The 11,190-nt window shown below is 38.3% G+C and carries 8 protein-coding genes; 5 read left to right on the forward strand and 3 right to left on the reverse strand.

Annotated elements, in window-relative coordinates; genetic code table 11:
• Positions 1-28 precede the first annotated feature (28 nt).
• The 5 genes from galU to FTV09_RS01070 all read left to right on the forward strand — a co-directional run bounded on the left by galU (position 29) and on the right by FTV09_RS01070 (position 6,497).
• Positions 29-904, forward strand: coding sequence for a UTP--glucose-1-phosphate uridylyltransferase GalU (galU, locus tag FTV09_RS01050; RefSeq protein WP_180056320.1), 876 nt, complete (start codon positions 29-31; stop codon positions 902-904).
• Positions 905-917: 13 nt separating this feature from the next.
• Positions 918-2,174 (forward strand): nucleotide sugar dehydrogenase, encoded by a 1,257-nt coding sequence (locus tag FTV09_RS01055; RefSeq protein ID WP_180056322.1) that lies wholly within the window; start codon positions 918-920, stop codon positions 2,172-2,174.
• The gene (gene pgi / locus FTV09_RS01060) at positions 2,174-3,847 is read left to right on the forward strand and encodes a glucose-6-phosphate isomerase (protein WP_180056324.1); all 1,674 of its coding nucleotides are present in this window, start codon (positions 2,174-2,176) and stop codon (positions 3,845-3,847) included. Before FTV09_RS01055 ends, pgi begins: the two co-directional genes overlap by 1 nt.
• The gene (gene galE / locus FTV09_RS01065) at positions 3,840-4,856 is read left to right on the forward strand and encodes a UDP-glucose 4-epimerase GalE (protein WP_180056326.1); all 1,017 of its coding nucleotides are present in this window, start codon (positions 3,840-3,842) and stop codon (positions 4,854-4,856) included. The genes pgi and galE overlap by 8 nt, the downstream gene beginning before the upstream one ends.
• Positions 4,857-5,039: 183 nt before the next feature.
• Positions 5,040-6,497, forward strand: coding sequence for a capsule assembly Wzi family protein (locus tag FTV09_RS01070; RefSeq protein WP_180056328.1), 1,458 nt, complete (start codon positions 5,040-5,042; stop codon positions 6,495-6,497).
• Positions 6,498-6,603: 106 nt separating this feature from the next.
• Here the strand turns inward: FTV09_RS01070 and FTV09_RS01075 are convergent, their stop codons facing one another.
• From FTV09_RS01075 to FTV09_RS01085, 3 genes are all read right to left on the reverse strand, one after another.
• Positions 6,604-7,974: a phosphomannomutase CpsG gene (locus tag FTV09_RS01075; protein ID WP_180056330.1), complete on the reverse strand. Its 1,371-nt coding sequence runs from the start codon at positions 7,972-7,974 to the stop codon at positions 6,604-6,606.
• Between the two features lie 88 nt (positions 7,975-8,062).
• Entirely contained in the window at positions 8,063-9,652 is a 1,590-nt protein-coding gene (locus FTV09_RS01080; RefSeq protein WP_180056332.1) for a Tn7-like element transposition protein TnsE, read from the reverse strand.
• Positions 9,645-11,186, reverse strand: a complete 1,542-nt coding sequence (locus FTV09_RS01085; RefSeq protein WP_180056334.1) for a TnsD family Tn7-like transposition protein — start codon at positions 11,184-11,186, stop codon at positions 9,645-9,647. Before FTV09_RS01085 ends, FTV09_RS01080 begins: the two co-directional genes overlap by 8 nt.
• Positions 11,187-11,190 lie beyond the last annotated feature (4 nt).

Here is an 11,190-nt window from a genome sequence, read left to right on the forward strand (position 1 = left end):
CGTTTCATATTATTTTAGTTGTAATTCAATGATCAAAAAAGCAATTTTACCTGTCGCAGGACTAGGCACACGTTTTTTACCAGCAAGTAAATCCATTCCAAAAGAAATGGTCACAGTCGTTGACCGTCCAGCGATTGAGTACGTGGTACGTGAAGCAGTTGCTGCAGGTATCGAAGAAATTATTTTAGTGACCCACTCTTCAAAAGCATCTATTGAAAACTACTTTGACCGTAACTTTGAGCTCGAAACAACTTTAGAGAATAAAAAGAAATTTGACCTGCTCAAAGAAATTACAGAAATTCTACCGCCACACGTGAAAGTGATTAGCGTACGTCAACCGCAACCACTTGGTTTGGGGCACGCTGTGTTATGTGCTAAAGCAGTAGTGGGTACAGACGATTTTGCTGTATTACTGCCTGATGTATTGGTGAAAGACTCTGATACAGAAAATGATTTAAGTCTGATGATTAAACGCTTTGAAGCATCACAAGCATCACAAATTATGGTGGAAGCTGTGCCAAATCATTTAGTCGATCAATACGGTATTGTCGATGTTGCTAAATCTCCTGCGGAAGGTGAAAGCATTCAAATGCAAGGGATTGTAGAAAAGCCAGCAGTGGATAAAGCACCTTCTAATTTGTCAGTGGTGGGTCGTTATATTTTACCCGCTAAAATTATGCAGCTTTTGGAGCAAACGCCTAAAGGTGCAGGTAATGAAATTCAACTCACAGATGCAATTGCGATGCTGCAACAGACTGATGTCGTAGAAGCTTATCGTATGAAAGGTCAAACCTTTGACTGTGGTAGTAAGTTGGGTTATTTAAAAGCTGTGCTGTATTATGGAGTAGATCATCCAAAATTAGGTGAGGAATTTAAGGCACTGATCAAAGATCTAAAATTATAAAAAAGAGACAGATATGAAAGTTGCAGTATTTGGACAGACGCCGTATGCAGGTGTTTTTGCAGGGTTAATGGCTGAAAGTGGTCATCAGGTCTTTTGGTGTGATGTTTTAAAAAAACCAACATCGGAGCAAGCCTATACCCAAGATGAAGCGGTTAAGCGTTTGCTTGAGCAACAGAAAGCTAATGGCTTTTTAAAATACTGCAACTTTTCCCATATTCCTTTAGATATCGATGCTTATTTTTTTAGTTTTAATCCTACTGAAGAGATTCAAGCAATAGAGATTTTAAAAGAATTAAAATCTCGAACCATTATTCATCCTAAACTGATGATGAATGCATCTACTTTAGGACTGCATGGTACTGAAAAATTTGCACAAATTTTATCAGAAGATGATTGGGTTTATTTGCCTGACATCATCCAAGAAGGTAATGCTTTACCAAGTTTGATACAGACCAAGCAGCTCATCGTAGGGACTTCATCTGAACGCGCACAAACCAAAATTAAAGAGTTACTTAGACCATTATTCCCACGTACACAGCAATATTTATTTATGCCTGTACTGGATGCGGAATTTACCAAACTGAGTATTTCTGGCATGTTGGCGACACGTATTAGTTATATTAATGACTTGGCGGTAGTGGCTGAAAAATTGGGGATTGATATTGAACAAGTGCGTCAAGGCATGGCAGCGGATAGCCGTATTGGCGCATCTTATTTACATCCAGGTGCAGGTTTTGGTGGGGAGAACTTCTCACATGATATTTTGATATTGACGCAAACGGTGTTAGGTGCGGGTGCAAGGAGTCAACTTCTGGCACAAGTTTGGGATATTAACGAACAACAAAAAGAAATTCTATTCCGTAAATTATGGAATTATTATCATGGTGATTTAAACGGTAAAACTGTTGCTATTTGGGGGGCTGCATTTAAGGAAAATACCGCGCGTATTCAGCAATCTCCGATTCACACCATGTTGAAAGCACTTTGGGCGCAAGGGATCAGAGTGAAGTTACATGATCCTCAAGCTTTGCCTGAAATTGAAAAAGTTTATGGCCATCGTCCCGACTTAATCTACTGTACAGACCAATATGATGCAGTCAAAGACGCACATGCGCTGTGTTTGCTGACCGCTTGGAAGCAATATTGGAGCCCAAACTATTCTGAATTATTAAAAACCATGTCCCATCCACTGATTTTGGATGGGCGAAATATTTATGATCCAAGTTATGTGAAAGCGCAAGGATTTTCTTATATGGGGGTAGGTCGCTAATGAGCAGTCATGCAAAACCTTATGCTGTTGAAGATCGTGCGACAGTCATACAACAATTAAACACATTGAAAGCTGAATTTGCGCAATTACATCTAACTGAGTTATTTGACAAAGATGCCACACGCTTTGAAAAATTTTCTGTGGCCGTTTCACCGATAGTATTTGATTTTAGTAAACATCGTATTCATGCAGAGGTTTTAAGTCGTTTGGTCGCATGGGCAAATGCGCAAGACCTTACACCTTGGATCAAACATTTATTCTCCACAGAACAGATCAACTACACAGAAAGCCGAGCAGCCATGCATTGGGCGCTTCGTCTACCTAAACATGATCAGGCACATCCTGAATTAGCAAAACAAGTGCATACACAACTTGAGCGTATGTATGCTTTGGTAGAAAAAATTCATGCTGGTCAATGCCGTGGTTCAACAGGTGAAGTCATTCAAGATGTGGTGAATATTGGTGTTGGAGGGTCAGACTTAGGACCACTGATGGTGAGTCATGCCTTATCTGATTTCAAAAAATCCACATATAAGCCACTCAATGTACATTTTGTTTCGACCATTGATGGTAGCCAGCTTTCGGATTTATTGCATCAACTTCGGCCCGAAACCACGCTGTTTATTATTTCTTCAAAATCATTCCGGACCATTGATACCTTATCTAATGCGCAAACAGTTCGTTTATGGCTTGAAAAAGCACTTGGACAAGAATCACAAATTTTAAAGCATCATTTTATTGGCGTATCTACTAAAGCAGATAAAATGACCGAATGGGGCATTGCAGCTGAAAACCAATTTTTGCTCTGGGATTGGGTCGGCGGTCGCTATTCACTTTGGTCATGTATCGGTTTACCGATTGCACTGACAATAGGAGTTGATGGCTTTAAACAACTGTTAGCTGGCGCATATGCGGTAGACCAGCATTTTCAGACGGCACCTTTCGAACAGAATATTCCTGTATTAATGGGCTTATTGGGTGCGTGGAATAATAATTTCCTTGATATTCAGACTCATGCTGTACTGCCCTATGATGGGCGTTTGAAATATTTCGCCTCTTATTTGCAGCAGTTGGAAATGGAGTCGAATGGTAAATCGATTCAACGCGATGGGAAAAAAGTAGATCTAGACACTTGTCCGATTATATGGGGGGAAGTGGGACCAAATGCGCAGCATGCTTTTTATCAATTGCTGCATCAAGGTAGTCAAGCAGTGAGTTGTGATTTTATTGCGCCAGTGCAGCGCTATCAGGCACAACAATTTACCTATGTCGATAATGCAGAGGCGCTGGTGGAACAGCATCATTTGGCCTTATCCAATTGTTTGGCTCAATCGCGCTTACTGGCATTTGGTAATCAAGCTTTAAATCAACAAGAAGTACAAGATTTGCCGGAATATAAACAATATGAAGGCAATCAACCAAGTTCAACCATTTTATTGCAAGAGCTAAATCCATATAGTTTGGGCATGTTGATTGCAATGTATGAACATAAAGTTTTTGTACAGTCGGTGCTTTGGAACATTAACCCGTTTGATCAATGGGGTGTAGAAAAAGGCAAAGAAATTGCCAATCAGCTACTTCCAATATTAAATGGTAATCGAAAGGATATTGCGGATTTAGATGGTTCAACGCAAGGCTTACTACAAATATTATTAGGAAAAACCAATGGCTAAAATTTTAGTAACAGGTGGTGCAGGTTATATTGGTTCACATACTTGTATTGAACTTTTGAGCGCAGGGCATGACGTTGTTGTACTGGATAATTTGTCCAACAGTTCTGTCGAATCCTTAGCACGTGTTCAAGCGTTGGCAGCTAAAAAATTAGATTTTGTTGAAGGTGATATTCTCGATCAGCAAATTTTAGATCAAATTTTTAAGCATCATTCTATTGATGCTGTGATTCACTTTGCAGGTTTAAAAGCTGTGGGTGAAAGCCAAAAAGAGCCACTAAAATATTTTGAAAATAATATCTCGGGTTCAATAAGCTTAGTTAAAGCAATGGAACGTGCTCAAGTCTTTACGTTGGTCTTTAGTTCATCTGCAACCGTTTATGATGAAGCCAATATTTCACCCTTAAATGAAACCATGCCTACAGGTATGCCAAGTAATAACTATGGCTATACCAAACTGATTGTCGAGCAATTACTAGAGAAATTAGCATTAGCAGATGAGCGCTGGTCAATTGCATTGCTGCGTTATTTTAACCCTGTAGGGGCACATAAAAGTGGTCAAATGGGTGAAGACCCACAAGGGATACCCAATAATTTGATGCCTTATGTGACACAGGTGGCAGTCGGCCGTCGTGATAAGTTGTCAATTTTTGGCAATGATTATGACACGGTAGATGGTACAGGTGTGCGTGATTATATTCACGTGGTTGATTTGGCCAATGCACATTTATGCGCATTGAATCATCGTTTAAAAACGCAAGGATGCCGCGCTTGGAATATTGGTACAGGCAATGGGATTTCAGTAAAACAAATTCGGGATACTTTTGAGAAGGTAAATGGTGTTGAGATACCATTTGAATATGTACCTCGTCGAGAAGGTGATGTTGCAACTTCATTTGCTGATAATGCCCGTGCTGTCGCAGAGTTAGATTGGCAGCCTCAATATGGTTTAGAAGATATGTTGAAAGATAGCTGGAACTGGCAAAAGCAAAATCCAAATGGTTATAACTAAGATTTAAATTTAGTGTGTAAATTAATTAAAGACAGTATGGCGAATTTTGTATTTGCCATACTTCTCACCAATTAACTTAAGTCGTGAGTCGTGTATTGATTGTGCAAAAATGATGATAGATCTTATCTTTTGTTTGAAGAAAATCGTTATCATATGTGAAAGATAAATTGACTGAAATAATATATGAAATATCAAGCTCTTAGGGTTTTATCATTTGCCATTTTTTCTTCTCTAGCTCTGCCAGTTTACGCTCAAGGGATCATTTTGAATAATAATGATCTACGTACAGATCTAAATTGGCTGAATCAGCAAGGTGTGATCCAAATTAGCACTTCGACTTGGCCATTGAGTGGTGAAGAAATTCAGCGTGCATTATCTACTGCCAAAATTGAAAATAATGCTCAGCAGAAAGTTGTCAATTCGGTTATGGCAAATTTAGAAGCAGAAAATACCTCTATTAAGCTCGCTTTATTTGCTGAAACAGATCCACAAAATATCCCGCAAAAATTTGCAGATGAGCAAAAATCGCAATATCAAGCGGCACTTGAATTGAATGCAGGTGGAACGCAGTGGGATGCAAGACTGCGAGTCAATGCTGAAAAAGATCCAATCATTGACCATGGACATGATGTCAATTTAGAAGGTTCTTATATTGCAGGAAAATTGTGGAATCAATGGTTGATTGCGGGACAAATCCCAACCTATTGGGGACCTGGACATGAAGGAAGCCTAATCCGTGGTGATGCAAGCCGCCCAGTTTATGGTTTGACCATGCAGCGTGCTGAACAACAAGCATTTGAAACAAAGTGGCTGTCATGGATTGGTCCTTGGCAATATCAAGCTTTTGCTGGCCGATTAGATGATTATAAAGCCGTTCCTGATACGAATTTATTAGGCCTACGCTTAACTGCACAGCCATTGCCTTATCTTGAGCTCGGTGCCTCAAGAACTTTTCAAATTGATGGTCAAGGGCAACCTGATAGTTTCAAAGCATATTGGAATGCTTTTGTTGGGAAAGATAATGGATGTAATGATGGTGTATGTGTTGGTGAAGACAATGCATCGAATCAAATAGCAGGTTTTGATGCGCGCTTGAATCTGAATCATTTTACAGGCATCCCCATGAGTATGTATGCTCAATATGTGGGTGAGGATGAGGCAGGACTTCTACCTTCTAAGAAAATGTATTTGGCTGGAGTTGATTATTCCTCTCAACTGAATAGCATGCCTTATCAAATTTATGCAGAGTGGGCAGATACACGAACCAATGGTGATGCGCTTGGTATTTCTTACGATCATCATATATATACAGATGGCTATTATCAACACGGCTTCCCGTTAGGGCATGCCATGGGCGGGGATGGTCAAATGGTAAGTCTTGGTGGAGATATTCGCTTTGATGTTATGAATCGCTTAAATGGTCGAGTAATGATGGCCAAAGTGAATCAGTCAAATTCAATAAATAATCATGCATTTGCGCAAAAAGATGAAATTAAAGCTTTAGATCTTACTTGGACACATTACTTAAAACCAAATGCGCCATTGAAACTGAATGGATGGGTGAGTGACTCTGATGTCTATGGTCAAGATGCGGGAGTGTCTATCGGAGTCGAAATTCCATTGGATCGTTCATTATTTTAATAAGTTGTCAGCTTAAATAGAATTTCTTTCTAGTTGAGCTAAGAAAAAAACCATTCAACTTAATGAATAAGTTGAATGGTTTTTTTTATTGGAATGCAGAACAATACTAACCTTGAATCAGCTGTGTTAATTCATCCACATAGTCTTGCATCGGTTTCGGATTTTGGTCTTTACGGCTTTCAATATTGAGACGTAATAAAGGTTCAGTATTGGAAGCACGTACATTTAGACGCCATGCACCAAAATTCAGGCTGATGCCATCCGTTTCATCCATTGCAGGATTTTGATCGGCAAAGTGATCAAAAATCTTTCGAATGGTGGCTTGAGTATCCGCAACTTTAAAATTGATTTCACCCGAACAAGGGAACTTTTCAATCATATCTTCAACCAGTGAAGACAATTTTTGCTGGGTTTCTGAGAGTACAGAAATTGCCAATAACCAAGGAATCATACCGCTATCACAATAAGAGAAATCACGGAAGTAATGATGTGCTGACATTTCACCGCCATACACTGCATTGTGCTCACGCATTTTTTCTTTAATGTATGAATGCCCTGATTTAGACTGAATCGCTTCACCTTGGTATTGTTCAATCACATCAAAGGTATTCCAAACCAGGCGAGGATCATGCACAATTTTCTCACCAGATTGTTTCAGTAAGAACGCTTGTGCCAATAGACCGACAATATAATAGCCTTCAATAAATTGGCCTTTCTCATCAAACAGGAAACAGCGGTCAAAGTCACCATCCCAAGCAATGCCCATATCCGCAGCATGTTCAAGCACTGTATTTTGAGTGCTGTCACGATTTTCAACTAAAATTGGGTTGGGAATACCATTAGGGAAAGTACCATCGGCATCATTGTGAATTTTGACAAATTCAACAGGCATATTGAGCTGTTTAAATTTTGCTTCAATGGCATCAACCACATGACCAGCCGCGCCATTGCCCGCATTCATGACCAATTTAAGTGGGCGAATTTTGGCAGGATCAATATACGACATTAAATGATCGATATATTCAGGCAGAATATGGTATTTTTCAGTTTTGCCTTTGGCTGTAACTTCATTAAAGTTGCCTGATTCAGCCAATAAGCGAATTTCTTTTAAACCTGAATCTGCTCCAATGGGACGTGCTTGTTCACGTACCAATTTCATGCCGTTGTAGTCCATTGGATTGTGGCTCGCAGTAATTTCGATACCACCTTGTACATCGAGATGGAAGGCACCGAAATAGACTTCTTCTGTTCCCGTCATGCCTAAATCTAAAACATCAACACCCGCATCATTCAGACCTTTGATGGTGGCTTGCTTTAAATCTTCACTGCTGAGGCGAATGTCGCAGCCCACAACCACAGTTTTAGGTTGATAAATTTGCCCATAGGCACGGCCAATTTTATAAGCGATCTCTACGTTAAGTTCTGTACCGAGTTTGCCACGGATGTCATAAGCTTTAAAACAAGTAAGTTGTGTCATCTAAATTCTCGAAATAATTCCTGCGAAGTAAGGAAGGTATGATTATAGAAGGAAAATCGCTCCTATATGCCAAGATACTGTTTAACCTTTATATTGATTTTACCTTTGCTAAGATTCGTTGAGCCCAGTCAGCGTAATAATTTACATCTTCTAGTTGTTTCTGTTTAGAAGGATGATTAATTGTAGTAAAGGCAGTAATACCTCTTATCTCAGATAGAAACTTTTTAGGCCAACTGAGTGATTGAGACAGTATCGAATTGTTTAATATATCCAAATCTGTCTCAATTAATCGTTGAGTTTTTTCTTCATATGGGAGTAATAAGGTGGAGATATTTTTTTTACCATCTGAAGTATCAATTTCACACAAATAAAATTGATGGTTATTTTCTATATTAAAAATTTTATAGACATAAAAGTAGCGTAATTGATTGTTTGCAAACTTATGGCCTCTGAAACATTTATATATTTTAAAAGGTGAATTCTTGATTTCTTTGGTTTTATATCCCTTTTCTTCAATTTGCTCCAATAGTTTAATCAAGTCTTTATAAGTGACTCGCTCTAGTTGAATTTCTGATTCTGTTGTAAATCCAGACACTGTACCCTCTATATCTCCTTCTCCACCAGCAAATCCTTCTTCTTGATTTTGATCTTTATCCATTTGCTTTCGTCTTTTACGTACTACAGTTTTAGCAGGAGGTGTCTCTAAAGAAATTTTTAATTCTTCAATTGTATAAATTTCTCCAGGTAGGTTTCTTAGCTTGGCCAGTAGTTTATCGATATCTGCCTCAGCATTTTTATTCAATTTCTCTTTAGGTTGACTCGCTGGTTTTGGTTTGTTTGAACCTTGCCCTTGAGCATTTTTGACCTGTTGTATGATTTTTTTTGAAGTGAAATGAAATTGAATAGGACGGTTGATAGCTGTATCAAGATTTTTGAAAGATGTAATGCGCTCAATTCTGTAAATACCTGTTTTTTTATCATAAATTCCATCTACTGTTAGATCAATATTTTTAAGATCAGGCACTTCCATGTCAAAATTAAAACTTTTAGCGCCTTTTTGATCAATAATTGTTTTCTGATAAATACTAAGGAAGGCTTTATTTAAATCAGGCTGTAATAAAATTAAAGCGAGCTTCTTCAAAAAATGAGGATCAGAGACATCTGCGTTCATAATTTTTTTGTTTTTTGCTATATTAATATGAATAGCCTTTTTATCATTTCTATCCACTAAAACATCGGTTGAATAATTTTCTGCAAAAAGTGCCGCCCGAATTAAATAAGGATGAGAGAAAAATAAATCGCGGGCCAAGATAAGCTTAGGTATTTGAATAGTAATATTTTTCTTTAAAACTGTTGAGTAGTAATTAAATTCAAAACATATCCGGCCTTCATGTATTTTTTGATCCTCACCCTCCGGTAAAATAATAGTTCTAAATGTTGTGAAATTTACATGTTCAAGTGTGTGAGTGAATAATTTTGTAGGAGAGGCATCAATTTGGGTTCTATAGCGGTATAGAAGAACACTCTCAATCGGTAATTTAAGTTGAATAGGACGGTTAATAATAGGGTTAAACAAATGAGTATCAATATCAAACCGAGTTTGACCGCGTCGACTAATTTTTGTCGCAGTATAGTAAATCATCTCTTTTGGTAAAAAGTCGGTTGAACAATCACTCATTTTTTATTTCTTCCCAAATATTATTAAAAAATCGACGTGCTTCTGGCGTTAATCGCTGCTCACTTAATCCTGATACACGTAAAAAAACACTCGGTGGATAGTATTTATTCTCAGTTTGTTGACGAATATATGTTCGTGTCAGACGACGTATTTGATAACAATCCACCGACTCAGCGTAGCGCTCCAAAAATGCTTTGGTCAACGGCAGAAAATGCCAGTTTTTTTCAATTAGGCTGACATGCCCAAGTTGTTTAATTAAAAACTTTTTGGTCCATTGTGGGGAGTCTAAGTCTTCTAATAATTCATCACGTATTTTAATCAATTGTTTCATAAACTGACGATCCCGAATACTCCAATCGACACGTGGTTTGGGTAGAGAGAGTGGTGTCATGATAGCGGTTTGATTGATTTGTAACAGCCAATCTTTATGATTGCGATATAAACGTGCGTACAGTGCACCATCATGTTTACGAGCTAGTTTGACTGACATATCCTGAATCAATTGTATCCATTTCAGTTGATCATCTGACAGGACTTGGTAAGTCTTGTGTTTTACAGTGACAGGAATGGCTTGTTCCTCTATACCTACTGTCGCTAGATCCAAATACTGTTGGTATGTATAAATAGGACTTTGTTCGGGAACAAGTGCCTTTAATACGATGAGATGCTCAAGATAAGAAAATGCTTTACGATGTTTTCTACAGATATTCTTGAGCCAGCAGTTCTCAGAGCTCAGATCACCTAATTGATAATATTGAAGAAAACTTTCGCCCCAATAATCGACAACAAGCTGACGGACTTTTTCGTAATTGATATTTTTTCGATTTAATAGTAAATCTCTATCTTTTAAGAGAAGGAAATAAGTATCTGATAAAGTAGAAAAATCTTGTACACTAATGGATGTTGAATGAGCGAGTAGCTCTTCGATCAGTCCTGCAAGCTCGATATGATGATTTACGTCTTGAAGATTAAACACAAGCTGTGAAGAGTCTTTCAGTGCATTCAAATGAGCAAAATAGAATTTTCGGTCTATCCCATTACAAGACATAGAACTCACAGAAAGAGATTGCTGATGCCTTGTACAATATTCGTATCCAGTAATCTGCCAGCTGCATTTCCAATAAACTTCACCATATTGCTGCATCTGTTCTTGCCAGCAATGAGGGCAGAACCGGAAAAAACTCACAGCTTTGATCCGCGATGCATTTTTTCCTAATTTGGTATGCAGGGATTGATACTGCTCACCTCGCAATGCCTGCACAGCATAATGCATTACTGTATCAGGTTGAAATGGTTGGTAAATTGGTAACAGGGTGTGTTGGTTGATTAAAATAAGCGTATCATAGTGATCTGGTAAGTAACTGGCCACCCTGTCTAGATGAGAAGGTAAATCGTAAGTTGGTGTCAAGTTCCTATTATTGAATAATTCTTCAGTGAGATATTTTGGACTCAGAATCCCATTGTGAACAGCATAACGAGCAATCACACTGTAAATCAATTCATTTGGATATGGTGCTGGAAAATTTGAAATCATGGTA

It is taken from the genome of Acinetobacter sp. YH12227, from assembly GCF_013417785.1.
GTDB lineage: Bacteria > Pseudomonadota > Gammaproteobacteria > Pseudomonadales > Moraxellaceae > Acinetobacter > Acinetobacter gandensis.

What these genes read in the sequence shown, in the direction of transcription:
- FTV09_RS01070 (WP_180056328.1), top strand. Translation starts at nt 5,040, where the DNA reads ATGAAATATCAAGCTCTTAGGGTTTTATCATTTGCCATTTTTTCTTCT.
- FTV09_RS01085 (WP_180056334.1), bottom strand. Translation starts at nt 11,186, where the DNA reads ATGATTTCAAATTTTCCAGCACCATATCCAAATGAATTGATTTACAGT.
- pgi (WP_180056324.1), top strand. Translation starts at nt 2,174, where the DNA reads ATGAGCAGTCATGCAAAACCTTATGCTGTTGAAGATCGTGCGACAGTC.
- FTV09_RS01075 (WP_180056330.1), bottom strand. Translation starts at nt 7,974, where the DNA reads ATGACACAACTTACTTGTTTTAAAGCTTATGACATCCGTGGCAAACTC.
- galE (WP_180056326.1), top strand. Translation starts at nt 3,840, where the DNA reads ATGGCTAAAATTTTAGTAACAGGTGGTGCAGGTTATATTGGTTCACAT.
- galU (WP_180056320.1), top strand. Translation starts at nt 29, where the DNA reads ATGATCAAAAAAGCAATTTTACCTGTCGCAGGACTAGGCACACGTTTT.
- FTV09_RS01055 (WP_180056322.1), top strand. Translation starts at nt 918, where the DNA reads ATGAAAGTTGCAGTATTTGGACAGACGCCGTATGCAGGTGTTTTTGCA.
- FTV09_RS01080 (WP_180056332.1), bottom strand. Translation starts at nt 9,652, where the DNA reads ATGAGTGATTGTTCAACCGACTTTTTACCAAAAGAGATGATTTACTAT.